The organism is Pseudomonas sp. USHLN015, from assembly GCF_037153275.1.
Classification (GTDB): Bacteria; Pseudomonadota; Gammaproteobacteria; order Pseudomonadales; family Pseudomonadaceae; genus Metapseudomonas; species Metapseudomonas tohonis.
In genome coordinates this window covers 186,311-211,975 of record NZ_JBBCKP010000002.1, presented here as the reverse complement: position 1 = coordinate 211,975, position 25,665 = coordinate 186,311, and the positions used below count along the sequence as shown (strand labels likewise).

General features: G+C 67.6%; 22 protein-coding genes. 12 read left to right on the top strand and 10 right to left on the bottom strand.

Translation table 11 applies throughout. The features are described 5' to 3' along the window. Positions 1-699, top strand: coding sequence for a DNA repair protein RecO (recO, locus tag WFQ67_RS03990; protein ID WP_173172095.1), 699 nt, complete (start codon positions 1-3; stop codon positions 697-699). Continuing rightward, positions 692-1,450, top strand: a complete 759-nt coding sequence (gene pdxJ / locus WFQ67_RS03985) for a pyridoxine 5'-phosphate synthase (RefSeq protein ID WP_213625778.1) — start codon at positions 692-694, stop codon at positions 1,448-1,450. The genes recO and pdxJ overlap by 8 nt, the downstream gene beginning before the upstream one ends. Positions 1,451-1,760: 310 nt before the next feature. Here pdxJ and cmoB read toward each other — a convergent pair whose 3' ends face one another. From cmoB to WFQ67_RS03970, 3 genes are read right to left on the bottom strand one after another with little or no spacing between them, the layout of a single operon-like run. After that, positions 1,761-2,729, bottom strand: coding sequence for a tRNA 5-methoxyuridine(34)/uridine 5-oxyacetic acid(34) synthase CmoB (cmoB, locus tag WFQ67_RS03980; RefSeq protein ID WP_337056233.1), 969 nt, complete (start codon positions 2,727-2,729; stop codon positions 1,761-1,763). Continuing rightward, entirely contained in the window at positions 2,726-3,502 is a 777-nt protein-coding gene (cmoA, locus tag WFQ67_RS03975; protein ID WP_337056232.1) for a carboxy-S-adenosyl-L-methionine synthase CmoA, read from the bottom strand. Before cmoA ends, cmoB begins: the two co-directional genes overlap by 4 nt. A 52-nt stretch (positions 3,503-3,554) precedes the next feature. Further along, positions 3,555-4,196, bottom strand: a complete 642-nt coding sequence (locus tag WFQ67_RS03970; RefSeq protein ID WP_337056231.1) for a lysoplasmalogenase — start codon at positions 4,194-4,196, stop codon at positions 3,555-3,557. Between the two features lie 177 nt (positions 4,197-4,373). Between WFQ67_RS03970 and WFQ67_RS03965 the strand changes: the two genes are divergently transcribed. Then, positions 4,374-6,071, top strand: coding sequence for a sensor domain-containing diguanylate cyclase (locus WFQ67_RS03965; RefSeq protein WP_337056230.1), 1,698 nt, complete (start codon positions 4,374-4,376; stop codon positions 6,069-6,071). Positions 6,072-6,142: 71 nt separating this feature from the next. On the opposite strand, the gene WFQ67_RS03960 is transcribed toward WFQ67_RS03965, so the two are convergent. Together WFQ67_RS03960 and lon are read right to left on the bottom strand one after the other, a co-directional pair. Next, positions 6,143-6,541, bottom strand: a complete 399-nt coding sequence (locus WFQ67_RS03960; protein ID WP_173172108.1) for a protease inhibitor I42 family protein — start codon at positions 6,539-6,541, stop codon at positions 6,143-6,145. 71 nt (positions 6,542-6,612) lie between these two features. Beyond that, positions 6,613-9,012 (bottom strand): endopeptidase La, encoded by a 2,400-nt coding sequence (gene lon, locus WFQ67_RS03955; RefSeq protein ID WP_213625773.1) that lies wholly within the window; start codon positions 9,010-9,012, stop codon positions 6,613-6,615. Positions 9,013-9,179: 167 nt separating this feature from the next. On the opposite strand from lon, the gene WFQ67_RS03950 reads away from it, so the two are divergent. The 6 genes from WFQ67_RS03950 (at position 9,180) to putP (ending at position 16,264) form a co-directional block, all read left to right on the top strand. Then, positions 9,180-9,932, top strand: coding sequence for an AraC family transcriptional regulator (locus WFQ67_RS03950; protein WP_213625772.1), 753 nt, complete (start codon positions 9,180-9,182; stop codon positions 9,930-9,932). A 141-nt stretch (positions 9,933-10,073) separates the two neighbouring features. Next, on the top strand, positions 10,074-10,760 hold the full coding sequence (locus WFQ67_RS03945; protein WP_244862927.1) for a methylamine utilization protein: 687 nt from the start codon (positions 10,074-10,076) through the stop codon (positions 10,758-10,760). After that, a complete protein-coding gene (locus WFQ67_RS03940; RefSeq protein WP_337056229.1) occupies positions 10,747-13,083 on the top strand; it encodes a putative bifunctional diguanylate cyclase/phosphodiesterase in 2,337 nt (778 codons plus the stop codon). The genes WFQ67_RS03945 and WFQ67_RS03940 overlap by 14 nt, the downstream gene beginning before the upstream one ends. A gap of 2 nt (positions 13,084-13,085) precedes the next feature. Further along, positions 13,086-13,940 (top strand): DUF3034 family protein, encoded by an 855-nt coding sequence (locus WFQ67_RS03935; RefSeq protein ID WP_337056228.1) that lies wholly within the window; start codon positions 13,086-13,088, stop codon positions 13,938-13,940. 1 nt (position 13,941) lies between these two features. Then, positions 13,942-14,364 carry a group I truncated hemoglobin gene (locus tag WFQ67_RS03930; protein ID WP_213625769.1) on the top strand — a complete coding sequence of 141 codons (423 nt, stop codon included), beginning with the start codon at positions 13,942-13,944 and terminating at the stop codon, positions 14,362-14,364. Between the two features lie 406 nt (positions 14,365-14,770). Next, positions 14,771-16,264, top strand: a complete 1,494-nt coding sequence (gene putP / locus WFQ67_RS03925; RefSeq protein ID WP_337056227.1) for a sodium/proline symporter PutP — start codon at positions 14,771-14,773, stop codon at positions 16,262-16,264. 464 nt (positions 16,265-16,728) lie between these two features. Here the strand turns inward: putP and dctM are convergent, their stop codons facing one another. The 4 genes from dctM to WFQ67_RS03905 form a co-directional block, all read right to left on the bottom strand. Next, positions 16,729-18,012 carry a C4-dicarboxylate TRAP transporter large permease protein DctM gene (dctM, locus tag WFQ67_RS03920; RefSeq protein WP_213625767.1) on the bottom strand — a complete coding sequence of 428 codons (1,284 nt, stop codon included), beginning with the start codon at positions 18,010-18,012 and terminating at the stop codon, positions 16,729-16,731. Next, on the bottom strand, positions 18,009-18,641 hold the full coding sequence (locus WFQ67_RS03915; RefSeq protein ID WP_213625766.1) for a TRAP transporter small permease: 633 nt from the start codon (positions 18,639-18,641) through the stop codon (positions 18,009-18,011). Before WFQ67_RS03915 ends, dctM begins: the two co-directional genes overlap by 4 nt. A 61-nt stretch (positions 18,642-18,702) precedes the next feature. Next, positions 18,703-19,698, bottom strand: a complete 996-nt coding sequence (dctP, locus tag WFQ67_RS03910; RefSeq protein WP_213625765.1) for a C4-dicarboxylate TRAP substrate-binding protein DctP — start codon at positions 19,696-19,698, stop codon at positions 18,703-18,705. Between the two features lie 317 nt (positions 19,699-20,015). Next, a complete protein-coding gene (locus WFQ67_RS03905; protein WP_213625764.1) occupies positions 20,016-20,912 on the bottom strand; it encodes a LysR substrate-binding domain-containing protein in 897 nt (298 codons plus the stop codon). A gap of 137 nt (positions 20,913-21,049) precedes the next feature. On the opposite strand from WFQ67_RS03905, the gene WFQ67_RS03900 reads away from it, so the two are divergent. The 3 genes from WFQ67_RS03900 (at position 21,050) to WFQ67_RS03890 (ending at position 22,522) form a co-directional block, all read left to right on the top strand. Then, the gene (locus WFQ67_RS03900) at positions 21,050-21,688 is read left to right on the top strand and encodes an FMN-dependent NADH-azoreductase (RefSeq protein WP_337056226.1); all 639 of its coding nucleotides are present in this window, start codon (positions 21,050-21,052) and stop codon (positions 21,686-21,688) included. Positions 21,689-21,698: 10 nt separating this feature from the next. Next, positions 21,699-22,004: a DMT family transporter gene (locus WFQ67_RS03895; RefSeq protein WP_213625762.1), complete on the top strand. Its 306-nt coding sequence runs from the start codon at positions 21,699-21,701 to the stop codon at positions 22,002-22,004. A gap of 299 nt (positions 22,005-22,303) precedes the next feature. Beyond that, positions 22,304-22,522 (top strand): VF530 family DNA-binding protein, encoded by a 219-nt coding sequence (locus WFQ67_RS03890; RefSeq protein WP_021222097.1) that lies wholly within the window; start codon positions 22,304-22,306, stop codon positions 22,520-22,522. A gap of 4 nt (positions 22,523-22,526) precedes the next feature. Here WFQ67_RS03890 and WFQ67_RS03885 read toward each other — a convergent pair whose 3' ends face one another. Beyond that, positions 22,527-25,634, bottom strand: coding sequence for a transglycosylase domain-containing protein (locus tag WFQ67_RS03885; protein WP_442969568.1), 3,108 nt, complete (start codon positions 25,632-25,634; stop codon positions 22,527-22,529). Between the last annotated feature and the right edge of the window lie 31 nt (positions 25,635-25,665).

Below are 25,665 nucleotides of genomic sequence, written 5' to 3'. Positions count from 1 at the left end.
ATGCAGACCTGTGCGCAACCGGCCTTCGTGCTGCATAGCAGGGCCTACCGCGAAAGCAGCGCACTGGTGGATTTCCTCACCCCGGAAGGGCGCCTGCGCGCCGTCCTGCGGGGGGCGCGGGGCAAGGCCGGGACCCTGGCCCGGCCCTTCGTGCCGCTGGAGGTCGAATTCCGCGGCCGCGGCGACCTGAAGAACGTGGGGCGTCTGGAAGGTGCCGGCATCCCCCACTTCCTCACCGGCGAGGCCCTTTTCAGCGGCCTCTACCTCAATGAACTGACCATCCGCCTGCTGCCTGCCGAAGCGCCGCACCCCGCGCTGTTCGAGCACTATGCCGCCACCCTCCAGGCCCTGGCCGCCGGCCGACCGCTGGAGCCGCTGCTGCGCGCCTTCGAATGGCGCCTGCTGGACGAGCTGGGCTATGGTTTCGCGCTGGACCTGGACCTCAGCGGCGCGCCCATCCTCGCCAGTGGCATCTACCGCCTGCTGCCCGACGCCGGCCTGGAGCCCGTCGGGCAGTTGCAGCCCGGCCTGTTCCAGGGCGCCGAGCTGCTGGCCCTGGCCGAGGCCGACTGGAGTGCCCCCGGCGCCCTTGCTGCGGCCAAGCGCCTGATGCGCCAGGCCCTGGCGCCCCATCTCGGCGGACGGCCACTGGCCAGCCGCGAACTCTTCATGACGATCAAGGAACCTTCCCGTGACTGAAGCCAACCGTGTTCTGCTCGGCGTCAACATCGACCACGTCGCCACCCTGCGCCAGGCCCGTGGCACCCGCTATCCGGACCCGGTGAAGGCCGCCCTGGATGCCGAGGAGGCAGGCGCCGACGGCATCACCGTGCACCTGCGCGAGGATCGCCGGCACATCCAGGAACGCGACGTGCGCGTACTCAAGGAGGTCATGCAGACCCGCATGAACTTCGAGATGGGCGTGACCGAGGACATGCTCGCCTTCGCCGAGGAAATCCGCCCCGAACATGTCTGCCTGGTCCCGGAGACCCGCCAGGAACTGACCACCGAAGGCGGTCTCGATGTCGCCGGGCAGGAAGCGCGGATCAAGGCCGCGGTCGAGCGCCTGGCGCGCCTGGGCAGTGAAGTCTCCCTGTTCATCGACGCCGACCCGGCGCAGATCGAAGCGTCCCATCGCGTCGGTGCCCCGGCCATCGAGCTGCACACCGGCCGCTATGCCGACGCCCACACCCCTGAAGAGGCCGCCCGTGAGCTGCAGCGCATCCGTGAAGGCGTGGCCCTGGGCCTGAAGCTGGGCCTGGTGGTCAATGCCGGCCATGGCCTGCACTACCACAACGTCGAGCCGGTGGCCGCCATCCCCGGCATCAACGAACTGAACATCGGCCACGCCCTGGTGGCACACGCGCTGTTCGTCGGCTTCAAGCAGGCGGTGGTGGAGATGAAGGGACTGATCCAAGCGGCAAGCGGCAAGCCTCAAGCCGCAAGATAAGGGCTGCATCCGCGTTTGGACGGAGCTTCGTTTGTTGGGGCGGCTCCGTTATCGGGTAAGGGCTCAGCCGCTACTCATGCGCTTGCGGCTTGCAGTCCGCAGGGTGGGTAGAACGGAGCGAAATCCACGCGGTCGCGGTTCGATATCACTCCGAAATGGTGGACCGGTGAAGCGTGGTCCACCCTACGCCCGGGCCGTGAAAATAAATAAGTCCGGGCGTTGACGACTTCCGTCGATCCCCCAGGCTTTTGCAGCTTGCAGCTTGCAGCTTGCAGCTTGCAGCTTGCAGCTTGCAGCTTGCAGCTTGCAGCTACGGCTTCCTCGCGACCACCACCGCCCGTGCCGGGGCAGGGAGCCCCTCGATCGTGCGGCTGTGGTCGGCGGGGTCGAGGAACTCGGGCAGTGACTGGAAGCGCATCCACTCGGTGCTGCGCTGCTCTTCGACGCTGGTGACGCTGACGTCCACGCAGCGCACATCGACGAAGCCGGCGCGGCGCAGCCACAGTTCCAGCGCCGGCACCGATGGCAGGAACCACACGTTGCGCATCTGCGCATAGCGGTCCTCGGGCACCAGCACCTGCTGGGCGTCGCCTTCCACCACCAGGGTTTCCAGCACCAGCTCGCCGCCACGCACCAGGCAGTCCTTGAGGTCGAACAGGTGGTCGATGGGGGAGCGACGGTGATAGAGCACGCCCATGGAGAACACCGTGTCGAAGCCCTCCAGCCTGGCCGGCAGCTCTTCCAGGGCCAGGGGCAGGTGCCAGGCGGGCAGGTCCGGCAGGAAGCGCTTCATCGCCAGGAACTGGCAGAAGAACAGCCAGTTGGGGTCGATACCCACCACGCTCTCGGCACCGGCGCCGAGCATGCGCCACTGGTAGTAGCCATTGCCGCAGCCCACATCCAGCACGCGCTTGCCGCGCAGGTCGAGGTGCGGCGAGACCCGTGTCCATTTCCAGTCCGAGCGCCATTCGGTGTCGACGTGCACGCCGAATAGCTCGAAGGGCCCCTTGCGCCAGGGGATCAGCCCTTGCAGGGCCGTCTTCAGCGTGGCACGGGTGGCGTCGTCGCAGGGGCCGTCGAGGGCGAAGCGCCGGGCCAGTTCCACGCTGGTCGGGATCAGCGCAGGCAGGGCCTCCACCGCCGCGCCCCAGCGCGCCAGGTCACCGTGGCCGACGGCCAGCTTGGCGTCGAGTTGGGCGGGCAGGTCGGCGGCCCAGTCCTGCAGCGGGGTGCCCATCAGCGTCTGCTGCAGGGCGTCGAGGTCGAGCGTACGGATCATGGCAGGGCGATCAGCGAAGCGAAGTTGAGGCACTGGAACCAGGGCACCACGCGGGAGAAACCGGCCGCCAGCAGGCGCTCGCGGTGTTCCTCCAGGCTGTCCGGGCGCATCACGTTCTCCAGGGCGCTGCGTTTCTGGGCGATTTCCAGCTCGCTGTAGCCGTTGGCACGCTTGAAGTCGATGTGCAGGTCGGTGAGCAACTCGTGCTCCGCCGCGTCGTTGAAGCGCAGTTTCTCTGAGAGGATCAGCGCGCCACCTGGCAGCAGCGCCTGGCGGATGCGCGCCAGCAGGGCCTGGCGGTCCTCGCGGGCGACGAACTGCAGGGTGAAGTTCATCGCCACCAGGGAGGCGGGCTCGAAGTCCAGGGCGAGGATGTCGGCCTCCAGGACTTCCACCGGCAGCAGCTCCTGGTACATCGAGTCCTGGGCATGCAGGTATTCGCGGCAGCGCTCGACCATCGCCGCGGAGTTGTCCACGGCCAGCACCCGGCAGCCTTCGCTGCGCACGTGGCGGCGCAGGGCCTGGGTCACCGCGCCGAGGGAGGCGCCGAGGTCGTACAGGCGGGTATTGGGTTGCGCGAAGCGGGCGGCCAGCACGCCGATGTTCTCGACGATGGTCGGGTAGCCCGGCACCGAGCGCTTGATCATGTCCGGGAACACCTTGACCACGTCCTCGTTGAACGCGAAGTCGGTGACTTGTGCCTGAGGCGTGGCGTAGATGCGATCGGGGTTGTGCTTCACGGGGCCGGTACCAGCTGGTGGAAAGGCCGGCATTCTAGCCAAGACCGCGCCCGGCCAGAATCCCGGCGTGCCGATCGGTCGAAAATCAGCGTCGCCCGTGCAGCACCGCCGAGGCGACGATGCCCAGTTGCCCCAGCCAGTAGGTGAGCATGATGGCCAGCCCGGCCGCGTCGAAGGGCGTCACGAAGCGATTGATCCCCAGCAGGCTGTCCGAGACCACGAAGCACAGCGCCCCCAGCGCCGCGACCCGCACCGAACGCCGCCCCGGCCCGCGGGTGCCCAGGCGGGCCAGGGCGCGCCAGAGCATCGCGCTGATGGTCAGGGCATAGAGCGCCACCGGCACCAGCAGGCCGCCGAGGCCGCCACGGGCCAGCGACGCGAACATTCCGGCACCGAACAGCACCGCCAGCAGCAGCGCCAGGGGCGCCAGGTGCCGGGTGTCGGACAGGTAGGCGCCGATATAGGCCAGGTGGCCGAGCAGGAAGGCCGCCAGGCCGAAGACGAAGAAGTCCGGCGACCATTGCAGGAGCATGTCGCCGGCCAGGCACAGCAGCAGGCCCACTGCGACCCAGTGTCGATAGCGGCCGGGTGCGGCGCTGCGCAACAGCCAGGCGAGGAGGGCGAGGATGGGCACCGGCTTGGTCCACAGGCACAGCGTGGCCAGGTCGTTGGCATCGCCGTAGAGGTAGGCCAGCGCGCCGGCCAGCCCGATCAACAGCCACTGCATGGGAAACTCCTTGAATGGTTGGTGCGCGGCCGCCTTCCGGCGACTCGCGGTGGCCTTGGCAGCCTCGGACCACTGTGCGCATCGCCACGATCGGGCTCCAGGCGCAAAACGCCAGGGGCAGTCGCCGATTGCGCCGCTAGACTGAAAAACGCAACCCGCCACGAGGACAACGAAGTGATGAAGACGGTGACGCGCCTGCAGGCCGGATTCCTGCTGGCGATCGGCATGCTGGTCCTGAATATCGTGCTGCCGCTGGCCACAACCCGCTGGGTCGGCGGCGCCGAGCGCCAGCTGGAGCGGCATGAACACATGGGGCGTGAGCTGGCCGACCTCCTTTCGTCCCTCAAGGATGGCGAAACCGGCCAGCGCGGATTCGCCTTGACCGGCCGCGACGACTACCTGACACCGCTCTACCAGGGCTACGGCGATGTCGACAAGGACATGGCGCGCTTCCGGGTCACCTTGGCTGGCGACGAACTGTTCGATGACCTGCAGATACTCTTCGGCCTGATTGCCGAGCAGCGCACCTTCTTCGCCCGGGTCATCGAGCTGCGTCGCAGCGAAGGACTGGCCGCCGCCAGCGAGCTGATCGGCACCGGCAAGGGCAAGCAACTGATGGATGCGATCCGCCTGCGCCTCGGCGAAATGCAGGGCGTGGTCGAGCAGCGCGTGCTGCTGGCCAAGCAGGAAATCGAGTGGCGTGGCTGGGCCGGGATGGCGATGCTGGGGCTGATCACCCTGCTGGACCTGCTGGTGATCGCGCTGCTTTTCCACTTCACCTTCCGCATGCTGCGCGAGGGACGTGAAGCCCGTCTCGCCCAGGACATGCTCAGCGAACAACTGAGCCTGGGCATGCAGCGTGTGGAGCTGCGCAACCACCAGATATCTTTGTTGAGCCGCATGGCCGGTGCCCTGCATTCGGTGAACGAGTTCGACGAGTGCTTCGGCATCATCAGCCGCTTCGCCGGCCAGCTGTTCCCGCAGAGCGACGGTTGCCTGCACCTCTACCACCCCTCGCGGGACGTACTCGAAGAAGCCGGCCGCTGGGGCGGCTGGGAGGCCGGCAGCGTCGAGCTGTTCGAGCCCGACGACTGCTGGGCCATCCGTCGCGGGCAGAGCCACCTGGTGCTGGACGTGGACAAGGACCTGGTCTGCCCGCACCTGCACGAACGTCACCTGGCCCGGAACGGGTCGCTCTGCGTGCCCCTGATGGCCCAGGGCGAACCCCTGGGGGTGATGACCCTGTGCGGCGGGGGCGCCGACCTGGAGCTGGCCGAAGCCTTCGCCGAGCAGGTGTCCCTGGGCGTGGCCAACCTCAGCCTGCGTGAGAGCCTGCGCCAGCAGTCGGTGATGGACGCCCTGACCGGCCTGCACAACCGCCGCTTCCTCGACGAGACCCTGCGCCGCGAACTGCTGCGTGCCGGTCGCAAGCAGTCACCGGTGATCGTCGTCCTGCTGGATGTGGACCACTTCAAGCGCTTCAACGACACCTTCGGGCACGAAGCAGGCGACCTCGTCCTGCGCCACCTGGCGCTCGAAATGAAGCGCCACGTGCGCTCCAGCGACCTGGCCTGCCGCTACGGCGGCGAGGAGTTCGCCCTGGTGATGCCGGAGATCAGCCTCGAAGATGCCATCGATCGCTGCGAGGCGCTCCGTCTCGGGGTCACGCGCCTGCAGATCCGCTACGGCGGCCAGCCCCTGGGGCCCATCGCCATTTCCCTGGGCCTGGCTTGCTTCCCCGCCGATGGCGAAGGTGCCGATGCGCTGCTGCACGCTGCCGACAGTGCGCTGTACCAGGCCAAGCGCGCCGGCCGCAACCAGCTGTGCCTGTACCAGGGCTTGCGCGGCCAGCACAGCATCACCGCCGAGTCCTAGGCCCGGCGGTGGGCATCGTGGGATTGTGAGTGTTTCGCCTGCAGGGCCCGCCAGGTCGCGGGCCCTCGCGGTCAGTCGACGCTGACCTTGCAATCGAAGGTCTGCTCCGGCGCTACGTCGGCTTCCCAGGGGCGCTGGTAGACCAGCAGCAGGCGGCCTTCGCCGCTCTGCGCGGCGTTGAAGCGCCAGGTGGACTCGCCGGCGCCGCCCACCAGGCCGGCTTCCTCCGGCGTGTCGTACACCTCAGGGCCGAGGCTGCGCAGCACGCCTGGCGCGGCGTCCTTCACCACCCAGCGGAAACCCGTGGTGGGATTGCTCGGCAGGGTCAGGACCAGCAACTGGCCCTTGTCCAGCTCGATGGGGCAACTGCTCTGTTTCTGCACCACCAGGCTGGTGGATTCGTGGGCGCACGCGGCCAGCAGCACCAGGGCGGCGGGCAGCAGCAGGCGGGGAAGGCGGGCAGGTTTCATGGACGGCTCCGTCGTTCAAGGGCCGGAGCAGCATATCCGCTGCTCCGGCCCCTGGGTAGGCACCGCAGGGATCAGCCGAAGAGCACCCTGGCCACATCGGAGAAGCGTCGGGCGAAATGCACCGTCATGCCCTCGCGCAGGTAGTCCGGCAATTCCTCGTAGGAGCCGCGGTTGGCCTCAGGGATGACCAGTTCGAAGATCTTCTGTCGCCGCGCGGCGATCACTTTCTCGCGCACCCCGCCGATGGGTAGCACCTGGCCGGTGAGGGTCAGCTCGCCGGTCATGGCCACGCCCTTCTTCGGTGCCTGGTCGCGGGCCAGGGAGAGCAGGGCGCTGGCCATGGTGATGCCGGCGCTGGGGCCATCCTTGGGCGTGGCGCCTTCCGGTACGTGGAGGTGGACGAAGGCCTGGTCGAAGAAGCCGGCGTCGCCCCCGAACTTCTTCAGGTTCGAACTGATGTAGCTGTAGGCGATCTCGGCCGACTCCTTCATCACCTCGCCCAACTGGCCGGTGAGCTTGAAACCGCGGTTCAGCGTATGGATGCGCGTCGCCTCGATCGGCAGCGTGGCGCCGCCCATGCTGGTCCAGGCCAGCCCGGTGATCACGCCGGTGCCCGAGAGCAGCTGCTCCTTGCGGAACGGCGGCATGCCGAGGAAGGGTTCCAGGTCCTTCTGCGCGACCTTGATCCTGGTCGCCGGGTCCTCCAGCAGCCTGACCACCGACTTGCGGATGATCTTGCCCAGCTGCTTCTCCAGCTGGCGCACCCCGGCCTCGCGGGCGTAGCCCTCGATCACCGCGGTCAGCGCGCCGTCGGTGATCGACAGGCGCTCCTTCGGCACCCCGGTGCGCTCCAGCAGGCGTGGCCACAGGTGGCGCTTGGCGATGGCGTGCTTCTCCTCGGTGATGTAGCCGGACAGGCGGATCACCTCCATGCGGTCCAGCAGGGGCCCGGGGATGGAGTCCAGGGTATTGGCCGTGCACACGAACAGCACCTTGGACAGGTCCATGCGCAGGTCCAGGTAGTGGTCGAGGAACTCGACGTTCTGCTCCGGGTCCAGCGTCTCCAGCAACGCCGACGCCGGGTCGCCCTGGTAGCTGGCGCCGAGCTTGTCGATCTCGTCGAGCATGATCACCGGGTTCATCACCTCCACTTCCTTCAGCGCCTGCACCAGCTTGCCGGGCAGGGCGCCGATGTAGGTGCGGCGGTGGCCCTTGATCTCGGCCTCGTCACGCATGCCGCCGACGCTGAAGCGGTAGAAGGGGCGCCCCAGGGATTCGGCGATGGACTTGCCGATGCTGGTCTTGCCCACGCCGGGCGGGCCCACCAGCAGCACGATGGAGCCGGCGATCTCGCCCTTGAAGGCGCCGACGGCGAGGAATTCGAGGATGCGGTTCTTGATGTCGTCGAGCCCCGCGTGGTGCGCATCGAGCACCTTGCGCGCATGGCCGAGGTCGAGCTTGTCCTTGCCGTACACGCCCCAGGGCACGCTCGTGGCCCAGTCCAGGTAGTTGCGCGTCACCGCATATTCCGGCGAGCCGGTCTCGAGGATCGACAGCTTGTTCAGCTCCTCGTCTATGCGCTTCTTCGCCTGCTCCGGCAGGACCTTGCCCGCCAGGCGCTGCTGGAACTGCTCGGCGTCGGCGCTGCGGTCGTCCTTGGTGATGCCCAGCTCCTGCTGGATGATCTTCAGCTGCTCCTTGAGGAAGAACTCGCGCTGGTGCTGGCCGATCTTACGGTTCACCTCGGCGGAGAGCTCGCTCTGCAGGCGCGCCACCTCCACTTCCTTGCGCAACAGCGGCAGCACCTTCTCCATGCGCTTGAGCACCGGCACCGTGTCCAGCACCTCCTGCAGCTCCCTGGCCGGGGCGCTGGTCAGCGCGGCGGCGAAGTCGGTGAGCGGCGAGGGGTCGTTGGGACTGAAGCGGTTGAGGTAGTTCTTCAGCTCCTCGCTGTACAGCGGGTTGAGCGGCAGCAGCTCCTTGATGGCGTTGATCAGCGCCATCCCGTAGGCCTTCACCTCGTCGCGCTGGTCCGCCGGGTTGCGTGGGTAGTCCACCTCCACCAGGTAGGGCGGGCGATGGCGCTTGAGCCAGCCCCGGATGCGCACCCGCGACAGGCCCTGGGCGACGAACTGCAGCTTGCCGCCCTCGCGGCTGGCGTGGTGCACGCGCACCAGGGTGCCGTGTTCCGGCAGGGTGGACGGGTCGAAGTGGCGCGGGTCCTCCGGCGGGTTCTCCATGAAGAACAGCGCCAGGCAGTGATGGTCGGTCTTGGCCACCAGTTCCAGGGTCTCGGCCCAGGGCTCCTCGTTGACGATCACCGGCAACACCTGGGCCGGGAAGAACGGGCGGTTGTGGATGGGAATGATGTAGACCGTGTCCGGCAATGTCTGTCCGGGCAGGACCAGGCCTGTGCTGTGCGGGGCGGTCGCTTCTTCGACCAGATCGGCGTTGATGTCCTGATCGCTCATTGGGCACCTGGTAGCTGGGAATTGAAGGCGTGTGGTCGGGGCATGTGAGGCAGATGGGGCTGTATCGCGGGCTTTTCAAGCGCGTGGGTCGCCCTCGTGCTGCCCGGCGGTGCTGGGCAACGGCTGGCCACTTGCCTAAAATGCGCAAATTCTGACCACGACCCGCCATGCTAGTTGCCCGCCTCCTGCGCCTCGATGAACAGGCCCACGCCCACGCCCACGGTCATCACCAACTGGTGATGTCCCTGGCTGGCCGCGCCGAGTTCGAGGTGAACGGCCGGGGCGGCGAGGTCTGCCGCATGCGCGCCTGCCTGGTGCCGGGGGATGCCGAACACCAGTTCGCCGGCATGGGCGAGAACCGCATGCTGATCCTCGACCTGGACGAGCAGGGCACCAGCAGCGAAGACCGCGAACTGCTCGTGCGCCTGTTCGAGACCCCGCGCTACCCCGAGCTGGACGCCGATTTCCAGAACCTCCTGAGCTACGCCGGCGCCGAGCTGGCGCGCTACGGCAGCGACCCGATCCTCGCCCGCTCACTGGGCGGCGTGCTGCTGCGGGCGCTGCATCTGCGCCTGTTCGGCGACTCGCCCCGGCGCCCGGTCGGTGGGCTCGACCTCGAACCCCTCGATGAGCACATCCGACAGAACCTGGCGCGGCGCATCAGCGTCGCCGAACTGGCCCAGGTCGCCTGCCTCAGTCCCAGCCATTTCCATGCCCAGTTCAAGGACAGCGTGGGCCTGAGTCCCCACCAGTACCTGCTCAAGACCCGCCTCGATCGCGCCGCCAGGCTGCTGCGCGAAAGCGACCTGGCGCTGGTGCGCATCGCCGAGGAATGCGGCTTTTCCAGCCAGAGCGCACTGACCAACGCCATGCGCCGCTACCTCGGCCTCACCCCCCGGCGCCTGCGCAGCGGCCACTGAAGCGAAGGTGATGGCCAGTTGCTTCCGCCGGCCGCGTGAAGTTCCGCCGATCAGCTAATCTGCAATCCAACTGGTTCGCACAGGCCAGGGGCATGGCGCACGAGCCGGCCCCCGCCGGCCGTTGAAAGGGTGGAAGACGACATGCTGCGCGTCACTCCATGGGCCCCCGGGGTGGGCCTGATCGGTCTTTTGTGCTGCCTGGGCGGCACACTCTCGGCGGCGACCCTGCAGGGCGAGGTGGTCGACGGCCATGGCCAGCCCCTGGGCAATGCGGTGCTCAGCCTGAAGGGTCCTTCGGGCAGCGCCGCCATCCCCGACACGGGCGTGATGGACCAGCGCGACAAGCAATTCGCCCCCTACGTGCTGGCTGTGCATACCGGCACCGCGGTGAGCTTCCCCAACAGCGACAACATCCGCCACCACGTCTACTCCTTCTCACCTGCCAAGCGCTTCGAGCTGCGCCTCTACCAGGGCACGCCGTCTACGCCCGTGGTGTTCGACAAGCCCGGCGTGGTGGTGCTCGGCTGCAACATCCATGACTGGATGCTCGGCTACGTGTACATCACCGACGATCCCTTCTTCGTCGTCAGCGATGATGCCGGCCGTCTCAGTCTCGACCTGCCACCGGGGCGCTATGTCGCCAGCCTGTGGCACCCCCAGGTCGCCGGCATGCTGCCGGTCGCGGCGGGGGAGATCGAGATCACGGCCACGGGCCTTAAGCAGCGGTTCCCGCTGACGCTGCAGGGCGCGCCCGCCGCACAACCCCCGGCACCGGCGGAAAAGGGCTTCGGCGACGCATTCAAGAGGGCCACGGGTGAGGCTCAGTAACAGCTTCCAGGCGCGCATCGCCTGCGTACTCATCCTGCTCCTGCTGGTGGTGGTCGGCGCGTTGTACTTCGCCTTCAAGGCCGCCACCGGCGCCGCCGTGCAGGCCCAGGCGCGCGAGGAGCTGGACATCGGCGGACGGGTGTTCGTCCGCCTGCTGGAGTTGCGCAGTCGCCAGTTGCACGACGCCGTCCAGGTGCTGGCGGCCGACTTCGGCTTTAAGGAAGCCGTCGCCAGTGGTGACGAGCAAACCATTCGCTCCGCCCTGGGCAACTCCGGTGCCCGCATCAACGCCGGCGCGGTGATGCTCCTGGGCATGGATGGCAAGCTGCAGGTCTCCACCGCCGAGCGGCTCGGCAGCGACTCTTCCGCGCGCCTCGCCGAACTGATGCAGGAGCACCAGCGCAACGGCGGGCAGGGCCTCCTGCAACCCATCGACGACGATATCTACTTGCTGGTAGAGGCCAATGTCACCGCGCCCATACCCATCGCTCGCGTGGTGATGGGCTTCCGCCTGGACGCCGACTTCGCCAGCGAGATGCGTGAACTCACCCACCTCGACATGAGCCTGGTGGCGACGCAGGCGGGCAAGCCGGACATCTGGCTCAGCACCTTGTCGGGCGACATCGAGCAGGAGCTCAGGGGCGAGATCAAGGCCAGCGATGGCGACATCCTGCGCATCGGCGAACGGCGCTACATGGATCGTCGCATGGTGCTGTCCAGTGGCTCGGACTACCAGGTGCTGCTGCTACTGCACAAATCCCTGGAGCAGGCACAGCAGGCCTTCGCACCTCTGGATCGGGACATCCTGCTGATCGCCCTCTGCGCGCTGCTCGGCTCCCTCGCCGGCGCGTTGCTGCTGGCCCGCAGCGTATCGCAACCGGTAAGGCAACTAGCCCTCGCCACCCGGCGCATCGGCGAAGGCGACTACCAGAGCGTCATCGAACTGGATCGCTCCGACGAGCTCGGGCAACTGGCCGGCGCGATCAACCGCATGCGCGAGGATATCGCCGAGCGCGAGCGCCAGCTTGCCCACAACGCCCTGCACGATCCGCTCACCGGTCTGCCCAACCGCACCCTGGCACTCGACCGGCTGGGCAGTGCCATCACCTCCGAGCGTCCCACCGCACTGCTGCACCTGGGCATCGGCAATTTCCGTTCGGTCAACGAAACCTGCGGCCCCGGCGGTGGCGACTTCGCCCTGCAGCAGATCTGCCGACGCCTGCAAGCGACCCTGCGACCCGGCGACAGCCTGGCGCGGCTGGTCGCCGACGAGTTCTTGCTGCTGCTCGGGGGGGCCGACCGCGACAGCGCGGTGGCCGCGGCGGACAAGCTCCAGCAACTGCTGATCAAGCCCCTGCGCATCGGCAGCCTCGACGTCGCCATCGACTCACGCATCGGTATCGCCTGTTACCCCGCCGACGGCGGCGCGCCGGACGAATTGCTGCGTCGCGCCAGCATCGCCATGCAGGACGCCGCCCAGGCGCCCGGCCACCTGCAGCTCTACCAGCAGGGCCGTGACGACGCCCAGCAACGCCAGGTGGTGCTGATCCGCGACCTGCGCCATGCCGCCGGGCGCGGCGAGCTGGTGCTGCACTACCAGCCCAAGCTCGACATCGCCGAAGGCCGGGTGCTCCAGGCCGAGGCGCTGCTGCGCTGGCAGCACCGGCACCTGGGCATGGTCTCGCCCGGGGAATTCATCCCGCTGGCCGAGCGCACCGGCAGCATCCAGTCGCTCACCGCCTGGGTCATCGAAGAAGTGCTGCGCCAGCTCCAGGAATGGGCGGGGCGGGGGCTCGATCTGCAGGTCTCGCTGAACATCTCCGCCGACGACCTGATGAGCCGCGACCTGGTCGAGCGGGTGTCGGCGCTGCTGCGCAACTACCGTGTGCACCCCGGGCAGGTGGTCTTCGAGATCACCGAAAGCGCGGTCATGGCCGACCCCGTGCAGGCGCTCCGTGTGCTCGACGGCCTGCGCGACCTGGGCATCAGCCTGTCGGTGGACGATTTCGGCACCGGCTACTCCTCCCTCGCGCAGCTCAAGAGCATGCCGGTGCAGGAGTTGAAGATCGACCAGTCCTTCATCCGCGAGCTGGACGAGACCAGCGAGGACGCGGTGATCGTTCGCTCCACCATCGAGATGAGCCACAGCCTCGGCCTCAAGGTGGTCGCCGAGGGCGTCGAGCATGCCCACAGCCTGCGCCTGCTCGAACGCTGGCGCTGCGACACCGCCCAGGGCTACCTGATCAGCCGGCCGCTGTCGGCCAGCGCCTTCGAGGCCTGGATCGCCCAGCCACTGCGCTCACCCGTCGCCGCGGTGCACTGACCATGAACCGATACCTCGTCCTGCTCATAGCCCTGTCCCTGCCCGCGGTTGCGATCGCCGGCGAGGGGCGCCTGCTGGCCACCGGCGGCGCCACCAGCATCGAAGGCTCCGCCGGCGGCGGCATCACCCCCTGGGCGGTGCTGGCCGGCTATGGCGAGAAGGGCGAGTGGGGCGCCACGGCCTTCGCCACCCGTGTCGAGACCGGCGACTACCGCCTCGACGCCGCCGGGGTGGCCGCCTCCTGGGACAACCGCTTGGAGCTGTCCTACGCCCGCCAGCGCTTCGACCTCGGCACCCTGGCCCGCGACCTGTCGTTGCCGGAGAACACCCTCAGTCAGGATGTGGTCGGGCTCAAGGTGCGGCTGTTCGGCGACCTGATCTACGACCCGCTGCCGCAGGTGTCCCTGGGCCTGCAATACAAGCGGCAGAAGGACTTCCTCATCCCCTCCCTGGTGGGCGCCCGGCGCGACGAAGACACCGAGGGCTACCTCGCCGTCAGTCGCCTCATCCTCGGCGGCGCCTTCGGCTACAACCTGCTGCTCAATGGCGGGCTGCGCTACAGCCGGGCCAACGAACTGGGCCTGCTGGGCTTCGGCGGTGACCGGCGCGACGAGCGCTCGCTGCTCAAGGAAGGCGCCATCGCCGTGCTGCCCGACCGCCACTGGGCCGTTGGCATCGAATATCGGGAAAAGCCCGACAACCTGAGCTTCGCGGGTGAAAGCGACTGGGCGGACCTGTTCATCGGCTACTTCCCCAACAAGAACCTGGCGGTGGTGCTGGCCTATGCGCGCCTCGGCGAGATCGCCACCCTCGACCACCAGGACGGCGTCTACCTGTCCGTGCAGGGGAGCTTCTGACATGCGCCGCCTGCTCATCGCCGCCGCCCTGGTCCTGGTGGCCGCCTGTGCCCAGCAGCCGCCCAGGGACGACAGCCTCTACCAGGACCTGGGTGGCAAGGCCGGCATCACCCGCATCGTCGAAGGCATGTTGCTGAACATCGCCAGGGACCCGCGCATCGTCGAGCACTTCCGCAACATCGACATCGAACGCCTGCGCGACAAGCTGGTGGAGCAGTTCTGCGTCGAGGCCGGCGGCCCCTGCCGGTACACCGGCGACAGCATGGAGGAGAGCCACAAGGGCCAGCAGCTCACCGAAAGCGACTTCAACGCCCTGGTCGAGAACCTGCAGGACGCCATGGATGCCGAGGGGATCGCCAGCCGCACGCAGAATCGCCTACTCGCGCGCCTCGCCCCGATGCGCGGTCAGGTCATCCACAGGTAGCATTGCAGAGCGGTGGTTGCACCTTTAGGTGCAACCGGGTTGCCCCTCTTGTCGGACAGTCGGAGGATTTGGCAATAACTCCGGAGCTTTTCGAAAGAAAAGGCGGCCTGCGCTCTCTACATTCCGCTGTCCCTTTCGCGCGCCCGGGTCGACACTTGACCGGGAGGCGATCCGACGTAGCCAGACCGGACCAGGAAGACCCGGTGCAGTCCGGATGGCTTGGCGTCTCGTCCTGCGGCGAGGCCTGACGCCTGAGCACCGACTACGGGCAGAGGTTGCACCCCATGGGTTGCGCCGGGCCTGCAAACCAATCGGTAGTCGCCCCGAGCAACTGCCAAATGCCAACCAGAGAGATGCGGAATACCCGTCCCGTCTCAATAACAACAAACGACAGGGGAGACCCCCAATGAGTATGAGCAACCCGATGCTGATCACCTTCGTGATCTATATCGCTGCCATGGTTCTGATCGGCTTCGTTGCCTATCGTTCCACCAACAACCTCTCCGACTACATCCTCGGTGGCCGCAGCCTCGGCAGCTTCGTCACCGCGCTGTCGGCCGGCGCTTCCGACATGAGCGGCTGGCTGCTGATGGGCCTGCCGGGCGCCATCTACCTCTCCGGCCTGTCCGAGGCCTGGATCGCCATCGGCCTGATCGTCGGTGCCTACCTGAACTGGCTGCTGGTGGCCGGCCGCCTGCGCGTGCAGACCGAGCACAACGGCAACGCCCTGACCCTGCCGGACTTCTTCACCAACCGCTTCGAAGACAACAGCCGCGTACTGCGCATCTTCTCCGCCGTGGTGATCCTGGTGTTCTTCACCATCTACTGCGCCTCCGGCATCGTCGCCGGCGCCCGCCTCTTCGAAAGCACCTTCGGCCTGTCCTACGAGACGGCGCTGTGGGCCGGTGCCGCCGCCACCATCGCCTACACCTTCGTCGGTGGCTTCCTGGCGGTGAGCTGGACCGACACCGTGCAGGCGACCCTGATGATCTTCGCCCTGATCCTCACCCCCGTCGTGGTGATGATGATCAACGGCGGCATCGAGCCGACCTTCGCTGCCATCGAGCTGCAGGACGCCGCCCACTTCGACATGCTCAAGGGCGCCACCTTCATCGGCGTGATCTCGCTGATGGCCTGGGGCCTGGGCTACTTCGGCCAGCCGCACATCCTGGCGCGCTTCATGGCCGCCGATTCGGTGAAGTCCATCCCCAACGCCCGCCGCATCTCCATGACCTGGATGATCGCCTGCCTGGGCGGCGCGGTCGCCGTCGGCTTCTTCGGCATCGCCTACTTCTCCGCTCACCCGGAAGTGGCCGGCCCGGTCACCGCCAACCCCGAGCGCGTGTTCATCGAACTGGCCAAGCTGCTGTTCAACCCCTGGGTTGCCGGCGTGCTGCTGTCCGCCATCCTGGCGGCCGTGATGTCCACCCTGAGCTGCCAGCTGCTGGTGTGCTCCAGTGCCCTGACCGAAGACTTCTACAAGGCCTTCTTCCGCAAGAACGCCAGCCAGAACGAACTGGTCTGGGTCGGCCGCGCCATGGTGCTGCTGGTGGCCGTGATCGCCATCGCCATCGCCTCCAACCCCGAGAGCAAGGTGCTGGGCCTGGTGTCCTACGCCTGGGCCGGCTTCGGTGCCGCCTTCGGCCCGGTGGTGATCCTCTCCCTGGTGTGGAAGGGCATGACCCGCAACGGTGCCCTGGCGGGCATGATGCTGGGCGCCGTCACCGTGATCCTGTGGAAGAACCTCCTCGGCTGGACCGGCCTGTACGAAATCATCCCGGGCTTCATCCTCGCCACCCTCGGCATCCTGATCTTCAGCCGCATCGGCAACGGCCCCTCCGCCGCGATGATCAAGCGCTTCGACGAAGCCGAGAAGGAATACCAGGACGCCAGCGCCTGATGCCTAGAGCGCCCGGGCCGCAGAGCCCGGGCAGCGAAGAGTTTGATAGTGCTTCAACGGCCCTCGTCCTCGGACCTGGGCCGTTTTTTTTAGCGGTGTCTGCATCAGGTGTTGCTGGGAGATTTCCAGTTCAGCCGATTGCAGAGTTCCGTTGGGGCTTCCGGTTTCGCCCCTCCCCAGGCGAGTCCCTCGCTTGATCATCGATGTGCGAATCACGCTCGGGGCGAAGCGGTTTCCGTAGGGTGGCGTAGAGCGAAGCGAAACCCACGCGGTGGGCATGGCAGGGAGCCATGAATGCCCTGAAGGCAACGTGCTTGAGCTTGTTCGTTGAGCCCGCAACAGATGACGCAGACAGGGACTTTTTTATGCCCGCAGAGATCCCCGCCCCACTGAGGCGGGGCGAGTTGCACGTTGTGGAAGGGAAGGGCCCGGCACAGGGCCGGGCCTGGTCGTATCGCGGATGATCAGTTCATGCCCAGCCAGGTGGGCAGTGCCAGGGAGATCCAGGGCACGTAGGTGATGAACAGCAGGAAGACCAGCAGGATCATCAGCCAGGGCATGGCGGCGCGGATTGTGGAGGTGAGCGGCATGCCCGTCACCGCGGAGGTGACGAACAGGTTGAGCCCCACGGGCGGGGTGATCAGGCCGATCTCCATGTTCACGACCATGATGATGCCGAGGTGGATCGGGTCGATGCCCAGCTTCATGGCGATGGGGAAGAGGATGGGCGCGAGGATCAGGATGATCGCCGAGGGCTCCATGAAGGCGCCGGCCACCAGCAGCACGATGTTGACCATGAGCAGGAACATGAAGGGGGTGAGCCCCGCTTCGATGACCCAGGCGGTGATCTGCTGGGGCAGTTGCTCGGTGGTCAGCACGTGGGCGAAGAGCATGGCGTTGGCGATGATGAACATCAGCATGATCGACAGCTTGCCCGACTCCAGCAGCACCTTCGGCGCCTCGCTGAGCTTCATGTCCTTGTAGACGAACAGGGCGATGAAGGCCGAATAGACGGCGGCCACGGCAGCGGCCTCGGTGGGGGTGAACATGCCGGAGTAGATGCCGCCGAGGATGATCACCATCAGCAGCAGGCCCCAGATCGCCTTGCGCGCGGCGCTGAGCCATTCGCGGAAGGTGGCGCGGGGCATCGCCGGCAGGTTCTTCTTCACCGCGATGATGTAGATCGCCACCATCAGCACCACGCCCAGCAGCAGGCCGGGGACGACGCCGGCCATGAACAGCTTGCCCACCGAGGTTTCGGTGGCGGCGGCGTAGACCACCATCACGATGGACGGCGGGATGAGGATGCCCAGGGTGCCGGCGTTGCACACGATGCCGGCGCCGAACGCCTGCGGGTAGCCGGAGCGCACCATGCCGGCGATGGCGATGGAGCCCACCGCGGCCACCGTGGCGGGGCTGGAGCCCGAGAGTGCGGCGAACAGCATGCACGCCAGCACCGCCGCGATGGCGAGGCCGCCACGGATGTGGCCGACGCAGGCGTTGGCGAAGTCGATCAGGCGCTTGGCCACGCCGCCGGTGGTCATGAAGGCGCCGGCCAGCAGGAAGAAGGGGATGGCCAGCAGGGTGTAGTGCTCGGAGGTCTCGAACAGCTTGATCGCCAGCGAGCGCACCGAGTCGGGGCTGAACAGCATGATGGTCACCGAGCCCGCCAGGCCCAGGGAAATGGCGATGGGCACGCCGATGAACATCAGCAGGAACAGCAGCAGGAAGAGGAACAGGATGGTCATTGCTTGCCTTCCTCGTGCTCGGTGAGTTTCAGCGCATCGGCAGCTTCGTCGGCCAGGCCGAGCCCGGTCTGCCGGTTCTGCAGCAGGCGCACGAGGATTTCGCCGTAGCGGATGAACACCATGGCGAAGCCGAGCGGCACGATAAGCGCGATATGCCATTGCATGACGCCGTAGTGGCCGAGGTCTTCCGCGCCGATGGCGGCGGTGAACAGGGTCTGCACCCACTCGAAGCTGGCCACGCCCAGCAGGCCGGCGTAGGCCAGGCAGCAGAGGCAGGCGATGACGCCGATGATGCGTTGGACCTTGCGAGGGGTGAGCCTGACCAGGGCGTCGACGCCGATGTGGCCGGCGGTGCGCACGCCATAGGAGAGGCCGAAGAAGATCAGCCAGGCGAACAGGGCCTTGGTCAGCGAGGTGCTCCAGGTCATGGCCTGGGCCATGCCCATGATGCTGTCGCCGATGGCGAAGAGCCGCTCGCTCGCGCCCTCCCAGCGGTCGGCGAGGCTGTAGAACAGGGTGTAGAGGTTGTTGAGGATCACGTAGACGAAGGTGACCAGCGTCATGGCCGCCAGGAGGAAGGCGATGAAGCCTTCCTCGAAGTGGTCCCAGACGCGCCTTAGGGTGTTCATGGATGGCGTCTCCCGAGCTATGGAAGCGGTGCCGGCGCGGTGGGCCCGCGCCGGCCGGCGTTTACTGGGCCTGGTTGGCCGCTTCGGCTGCCTTGATCAGGTCGGCGCCGATCTCGCCTTCGAACTTCTTCCACACCGGCTTCATCGCGTCGCGCCACTCGTTGCGCTGCTCGGGGGTGAGCTCGATGATCTCGCTGGTCTTGGCCTCGATGATGCGCTGCTTGTCGCCCTGGTTGAGGGCCTCGGCCTGCTTGTTCACCTCGGCGGTGACTTCCTGGGTGATCTTCTCCAGCTCGCTGCGCACATCCGGCGGCAGGCCGTTCCAGAACTTGGTGTTGGTGATCAGCATGTAGTCGAGCACACCGTGGTTGGACTCGGTGATGTACTTCTGCACTTCATGCATCTTCTGCGAGTAGATGTTCGACCAGGGGTTCTCGGCGCCGTTGACCACGCCGGTCTGCAGGCCCTGGTAGACCTCGGCGAAGCTCATCTTGCGCGGGTTGGCGCGCACGGCCTTGAACTGCTCCTCGAGCACGGCGGAGGCCTGCACGCGGAACTTCAGGCCGCGCGCGTCCTTGGGTTCGCGCAGGGGCTTGTTGGCCGAGAGCTGCTTCATGCCGTTGTGCCAGTAGCCCAGCCCGGTGATGTTCTTGCTTTCCATGGACTTCAGCAGGCCCTGGCCCTCGGGGCTGAGCTGGAAGCGGTCGACGGCCTGGATGTCGTTGAACAGGAAGGGCAGGTCGAACAGCTGCACCTGCTTGGTGTACTGCTCGAACTTGGCCAGCGACGGCGCGATCATCTGCACGTCGCCCAGCAGCAGCGCCTCCATTTCCTTGCCGTCGCCGAAGAGCGAGGAGTTCGGGTAGACCTCGACCTTGACCTTGCCGGCCAGGCGCTCCTCCGCGAGCTTCTTGAACAGCAGCGCGCCCTGGCCCTTGGGCGTGTGTTCGGCGACGACGTGGGAGAACTTGATGACGATGGGGTCGGCAGCGTGCGCCAGGCTGGCGGCACCCAGGGCGAGTGCGCAGGCGAGCGCTTTTAACGTGGGTTTGAACATGGGACTTCCTCTTGTAGTTGTAAGCAGATCCATGCGCGGGGAGCGCTACTACGGCTGACAAGAGCAAGTCTAGGCGCTGGCCAGAGGGAAAGCGGTCAGTACCCGGATCACGGCCAGTCTTGTTCTTGTCGGCTCGCTGGCGATCCGATGGCAAGTCCCGTACCAGACGCGCGGGTAGGGCCGGAGGCTCGGGCCTCGAGGCGTTTGGCCGCGAAACCGGGCGGGTTGGAAATGGCGAAAAACCGCCCATCTGTCGCGATTTGGTGGCGGAAATCCGCCGTGTCCGGCGCCTGCCGTGGCCGCCCGTGCAAGCGGGGTCAGTGCGGCCGTATCGAACCGCATTCGCGGCTCAACCAGTCGAAGAACGCCTTCACCGGTGGGTGCCGCTCGCGGCCGGGGACGCAGAGGGTGGAATAGCCCGCGCCCTCGACGCTGATCTCCGGCCGGTAGGGCACCAGCAGGCCGTTGGCGACGCTCTCGGAGACCAGGATGGAGCTCGCCAGCACCAGCCCCTGGCCGGCGATGGCGGCTTGCAGGGCGTAGTGCTCCTCCGCGTATTCGCGTTGCGCCGCGGTTTCCAGCAGGTGCTCCTCACCGGCGGCCTGGCACCAGGCCTTCCAGCCCAGTTCATAGAGCTGCGCGTTGTGCCAGCGGATGGTGATCAGCGTCGGCACCGCCCTGCCCAGGCTGGCGACCAGGGCCGGGGCGCCGTAGACGCCGAAGCACTCGTCGAGCAGGCACTGGCTGTGCAGGCTGGGGTAGTGCGTGGTGCCGTAGCGGATCACCAGGTCGACACTGGCGTCCTGGTGCAGGTCCACCAGGGTATTGCGGGTGTCCAGGCGCAGGCTGATGGCCGGGTGGGCGGCGTAGAAGCGCCCCAGCCGGGGAATCAGCCAGAGCGCGGCGAAGGCCGGCGTGGTGGAGAGGGTCAACTGGCCGCCGCTGCGTTGCGGGCGCAACTGGTCGAGGGTCTGGGTCACGTCCAGCAGCGCCCCGTGCAGGCTGCCGAACAGCTGCTGGCCACAGTCGGTCAGGCGCACGCTGCGGGGCAGGCGCTCGAACAGCGGCACACCGAGCCAGCCTTCCAGGCTGCGGATCTGGTGGGACACCGCCGTCGGCGTCACCGCCAGCTCCTCGGCGGCGGCCTTGAAGCTCAGCAGGCGGGCGGCGGACTCGAAGGTGCGCAGGGCGGTCAGGGGCAGGTTGGCGAACATCTGGGCTCCACGGATGAAATGGATTCATCCTGGTGAACTAAGGGTCATTTGTCCGGAAATACGGCTGGCCCTAGCTTAGTTCCTGTGTTCAGGCCGGTCACCGGCTTGATGAAGACAACCGGAAGCAGGAGCTACAGATGAGCCGTATTCTTTCCATCCAGGGCAGCCCCCGTGGCGAGCGTTCCCACTCGCGGCGCCTGCAGGAGGCTTTCCTCACCGCCTGGCAGGGCCGGGACGCCGACCGCCAGGTGGTGCGCCGCGAAGTCGGCCGCTCGCCCATCCCGGCGGTCACCGAAGGCTGGATCGCCGCCGCCTTCCACCCCGAACCCGAGCAGCGCACCGAGGTGATGAAGGCCGACCTGGCCCTCAGCGACCTGCTGGTGGACGAGCTGTTCGCCGCCGACCGCCTGGTGATCGCCGCGCCCATGTACAACTTCGGCGTGCCCAGCGGGGTCAAGGCCTGGGTCGACCAGATCGTGCGCATCCGCCGCACCTTCGACTTCGACCCGAGCCGCCCGGGCAACCCCTACACGCCGCTGGTGCTGGGGCGCAAGGCGCTGATCATCACCACCCGTGGCGACCACGGCTACGGCCCCGGCGGCGTCAACGCCCACATGAACCACGCCGACACCTACCTGCGCGACGTGCTGAGCTACATCGGCATCACCGACGTCAGCGTGGTGGCGGTGGAGAACGACGAGTTCGGCGGCGACGCCTTCCAGCAGTCCTACCAGCGTGCCGAGCGCGCCCTGGTGGAACTGGCCGAGGTCTTCTGAGGAGGTCGCCATGGCCTGGCTGTTCCTGCTGATCGCGGCGTTCTTCGAAGTGCTCTTCGCCATGAGCATGAAGTACGCCAACGGCTTCACCCAACCGCTGCCCAGCGCCCTGGTGGTGCTGGCGGCCATCGCCGGCATCTACTTCCTGACCCTGGCCATGCGCGTGCTGCCGGTGAGCGTCGCCTACCCGATCTGGACCGCCATCGGCACCCTCGGCACCGTCATCCTCGGCGTGGCGCTGCTGGGCGAGTCCATCACCCCGGTAAAGCTGCTGTCGGTGGCGCTGATCATCGCCGGGGTGGCGGGGTTGAAGTGACAGGCCGCTGCTCGGTTGTGACCGGTATGTAGGGTGGAGGTCGCTTTTCACCTCCACCAGACGGAGTCGAGCGCGGCACGCCGGGGGGCGTGAAACACCGCATCGATGGGTTTCGCTTCGCTCTACGCCATCCCACGAAAGCGCAAGGCATCGCGAATGAATTCGCTCCCACGAGGGCGGTGCTGCGCGCCGCTTGGCGACTGAAGTCGCCCCTACGAAGGTTCCTGTGCATCGGCCCTTCGCAAGGCGTTGCCATTGCCCTAAGCTGCCACGCTTTCCCACCCCATCGAGGCCTTTACGTGAGCTCCCAAGACCCCCTGCACGGCATGACCCTGGCGAAGATCCTCGAAGAGCTGGTCGCCAAGTACGGTTGGGACGGCCTGGCCAAGCGCATCGATATCCGCTGCTTCAAGAGCGACCCGAGCATCAAGTCGAGCCTGACCTTCCTGCGCAAGACGCCCTGGGCGCGGGAGAAGGTCGAGTCGCTGTTCATCGACGTGCGTCGCCGCCAGGAGTGAGCCCTCAGAGCCGGCTGGCCTGCACCGAGGCTTCCGGCATCTGGCACAGGGTGGCGCGGCCGGGTTCCAGGTAGGGCTGGAGGATGGGTGCCATGCCCTTCATCACCTGCACCGGCAGCGCCGAAGTGAAGCGGAAGTTCGAGGCCTGGCTGCCCGCCACGTAGGCGGTCAGCGTGCCGAAGTGCCGGGGCCCCAGGTAGAAGACGAAGGTGGCGGTGCGGTTCAGCGCCTTGGAGCTGATCACCTGGCCGCCGCGCCCCACGGTCTGCAGGCGGTTGTCGCCGGTGCCGGTCTTGCCGCCCATCACCAGCGGCTTGCCGTCGGGCTGGGTGAAGGTGCCCTGCAGGCGCCGCGCGGTGCCGGCGTCCACCACCTGCGAGAGCGCCTCGCGCAGCGCCGTCGCCACTTCCGAGGCCATCACCCGCTTGCCCGGCACCGCCGCATGGCTGAGCTGGGTTTCGTAGGGCGTGTCGGCGGCGAAGTGCAGGCGGTCGATGCGCACCGTGGGCAGGCGTACGCCGTCGTTGACGATGATCCCCATCAGTTCCGCCAGCGCCGCCGGGCGGTCGCCGGAACTGCCCAGCGCGGTGGCCAGCGACGGCACCAGGTGGTCGAACGGGTAGCCCAGCTGGCGCCACTGCTGGTGGATGTCGAGGAAGGCTTCCACCTCCAGCATGATGCGGATGCGCTTGTCCCGCGCGTTCTTGCGCTGCGACTTGAACAGCCAGCCATACACCTCGCTGCGCGGCCCGCCGCTGGCTTCCACCGCCTCGCGGTAGGTCGCCTGCGGGTGCCCCTGCAGGTAGGCCAGCAACCACAGCTCCAGCGGGTGCACCCGCGCCACGTAGCCTTGGTCGTTGAGGTTGAAGGCGCCGGGGCCGTAGCGGTCGTACAGCTGGTCGAGGCGCTTGTCGCCCAGCGCTTCGTTGGGCAGGCGCTCGCGCATGAAGGCGGCGAAGGTGGCGCGGTCGGCCTGGGGTTGCAGGTAGCGGTGGATGGCGGCGAGGCGCGAGGCCCAGGGGCGCAGGCCGTCGAGGAAGGTGGCCATGCGCTCGTCGGCGTCCTTGCCCTTGTACTTGTTCCAGAAGCGCAGCAGGTAGGTCTGGCTCTCGCGGGAGACGAACAGGTCCAGGTAACCCTGGCGGCGTGGGTCCTTGTCGTCGGACAGCAGCGCCACCTTGCCGCCGTCGGGGCGGTAGATGTCGTGGCGCACGATGTCGCGCAACAGGCGCACGAAGGGCAGGTTGATCGACTCGCGCAGGGCGTCGCGCAGGGTCGGGTTGCGGCCGTTGTCCTCCTTGCGGAAGTTGCTGAAGGTGTGCAGCCCGCCGCCGGTGAAGAAGCGCTCGAAGGGGTTGGCCGAGTAGGTGCGGTCCAGCGCCGCCGCCAGCATCGGTGCCAGGCTGCGGTCGCTGGTGCCGGCCAGGTAGTCGAGGGCCCAGCGGCTCAGCGCGTCCAGCGGGTCGACCCGCACCTTGCGCAGCTCCGCCGCCGGCATCTGGCCGTAGCGCGCGTGCAGCGCGGCGATGTAGTCGAGGTAGGTGGCCAGCACCCGCAGCTTGGCGGTGGAGCCCAACTCCAGCTTGCTGCCCTCGTTGATGTCGAAGGGCTGGTCGGTGTTGTCGGTCTGCACGCGCACCTGGTTGCCCGAGGGGGTGCGCTCGAAAAGGGTGAAGCTGTAGCGCACCTCGCGGGTCTTCTCCGGCGACAGCAGGCGCTCACCGAACAGCCCGGCCTGCTCGGCGAACGCCGGTTCGGCGAGGTCGTGCAGGTAGGTGGTGACGGCCTGCTGCAGCTCCCCCTGCAGGCTGCTGCTGGCGGCGAGGTCGAGGCGGTCGAGATCGTACAGCGGCATCTGCAGCAGGCTCGACAGGCGCGCCCGCGCCAGGCTGACGCCCTTGTTGCCTTCGATGCGCGAAAGCGCCGGCTCCTGCTGCAGGTCTCGGAAGACCAGGCGCGCCTCCAGCGCCGCCCGGCCCAGGGCCGGGCGCAGTACGCCGGCGTTGCCCAGCAGGCGCAGGTGGCTGTCGGTCAGCGCCTCCAGCTCCTCGCGCCCGCGTGCCAGGTAAAAGGAGGGCCGACGCTGGGCGATCATCAGCGACACCACCTCTCGCAGCGCCTGGCCCCGCGCCTGCAGGCGCTCGGGCTCTTCCTGGTCCTCGGCGAGGAGGCGGTTGGTGCGTTCGAAGTCGGCGCCGTACCAGACCCGCAAGCCATCGGCCATGCCGTGCACCTCGCCGTGGCCCGGCACCGCGGAGAGCGGCACGCTGTTGAGGTAGTCGAGCACCACGCGCTGGCGAGCGGCCAGGGTCTCGGGGCCGCCCTGGTAGGCGCGCACGCTGGCCGAGGCCATCTGGCGGATCTTCTCGCCCGCCGAGAGGGTGAGGCCGGAGGGCGAGTGGCGGTACTTTTCCAGCTGGGTCGCCAGGGTGCTGCCGCCGGCGCTCTGGCCGGGCATGTCGAGCACCTTGCCGGCCTGGGTCAGCGCCGCCTTGACGAAGCGCGGCCAGTCCACCGCCGGGTTGGCCAGGGGCTGGTCGGCCAGCAGTTGGCGGTTCTCGATGAACAGCAGGCTGCTGGTGAGCAGCGGCGGGATGGCGGAGAAGCCGGCATACAGCTGTTGCGGGTAGCTGAAGCGGTACAGCGGCTCGCCCCGGCAGTCGGCGATGTCGATGCCCGCCTGGACCTTCTCCCGGTACGGCGGGAACAGGCCATGGCGGCTGTAGTCCATCAGCGCCGGGGAGAAACGCACCTGCCGGCGGATGGCATAGCCGCGCGCGTCGAGGCGCTGCAGCATCTGCGGCAGGTAGGCGTAGCCCAGGCGCTTGTCGAAGGGGCCGTCGTGGGGGTACAGGATGGCGTCGCTGGGGCCTTCGTCGAGGCGGTAGGTGAGGGTGGCGGCGTAGCGGCTGATTTCCCGGGACTGCAGCCAGGAGCTGCGCATTTCCTCGCGGGCGGCGTAGCCGAGAGCGGCGGCGGACACGAGCATGAAGCTCCAGAACGCCAGGCGGTGTTTCTTGCGGCGGGGGCGACGGGAGCGCGAGGTCACGTCTTCGAGGCTACCTTTGGGTACCTGGGTGGACGATGCGTCGGTTTGCCATAAAACGCCCATGATCGGATGGCCTGGCTGGCGCGTTACCGCT

Coding starts and splice junctions, on each gene's coding strand:
- WFQ67_RS03950 (WP_213625772.1), top strand. CDS start 9,180: ATGCTAGTTGCCCGCCTCCTGCGCCTCGATGAACAGGCCCACGCCCAC.
- dctP (WP_213625765.1), bottom strand. CDS start 19,698: ATGTTCAAACCCACGTTAAAAGCGCTCGCCTGCGCACTCGCCCTGGGT.
- WFQ67_RS03900 (WP_337056226.1), top strand. CDS start 21,050: ATGAGCCGTATTCTTTCCATCCAGGGCAGCCCCCGTGGCGAGCGTTCC.
- WFQ67_RS03895 (WP_213625762.1), top strand. CDS start 21,699: ATGGCCTGGCTGTTCCTGCTGATCGCGGCGTTCTTCGAAGTGCTCTTC.
- cmoB (WP_337056233.1), bottom strand. CDS start 2,729: ATGATCCGTACGCTCGACCTCGACGCCCTGCAGCAGACGCTGATGGGC.
- WFQ67_RS03960 (WP_173172108.1), bottom strand. CDS start 6,541: ATGAAACCTGCCCGCCTTCCCCGCCTGCTGCTGCCCGCCGCCCTGGTG.
- WFQ67_RS03915 (WP_213625766.1), bottom strand. CDS start 18,641: ATGAACACCCTAAGGCGCGTCTGGGACCACTTCGAGGAAGGCTTCATC.
- recO (WP_173172095.1), top strand. CDS start 1: ATGCAGACCTGTGCGCAACCGGCCTTCGTGCTGCATAGCAGGGCCTAC.
- WFQ67_RS03965 (WP_337056230.1), top strand. CDS start 4,374: ATGAAGACGGTGACGCGCCTGCAGGCCGGATTCCTGCTGGCGATCGGC.
- WFQ67_RS03930 (WP_213625769.1), top strand. CDS start 13,942: ATGCGCCGCCTGCTCATCGCCGCCGCCCTGGTCCTGGTGGCCGCCTGT.
- WFQ67_RS03935 (WP_337056228.1), top strand. CDS start 13,086: ATGAACCGATACCTCGTCCTGCTCATAGCCCTGTCCCTGCCCGCGGTT.
- WFQ67_RS03905 (WP_213625764.1), bottom strand. CDS start 20,912: ATGTTCGCCAACCTGCCCCTGACCGCCCTGCGCACCTTCGAGTCCGCC.
- putP (WP_337056227.1), top strand. CDS start 14,771: ATGAGTATGAGCAACCCGATGCTGATCACCTTCGTGATCTATATCGCT.
- cmoA (WP_337056232.1), bottom strand. CDS start 3,502: ATGCCGGCCTTTCCACCAGCTGGTACCGGCCCCGTGAAGCACAACCCC.
- WFQ67_RS03970 (WP_337056231.1), bottom strand. CDS start 4,196: ATGCAGTGGCTGTTGATCGGGCTGGCCGGCGCGCTGGCCTACCTCTAC.
- dctM (WP_213625767.1), bottom strand. CDS start 18,012: ATGACCATCCTGTTCCTCTTCCTGCTGCTGTTCCTGCTGATGTTCATC.
- lon (WP_213625773.1), bottom strand. CDS start 9,012: ATGAGCGATCAGGACATCAACGCCGATCTGGTCGAAGAAGCGACCGCC.
- WFQ67_RS03885 (WP_442969568.1), bottom strand. CDS start 25,634: ATGGGCGTTTTATGGCAAACCGACGCATCGTCCACCCAGGTACCCAAA.
- WFQ67_RS03945 (WP_244862927.1), top strand. CDS start 10,074: ATGCTGCGCGTCACTCCATGGGCCCCCGGGGTGGGCCTGATCGGTCTT.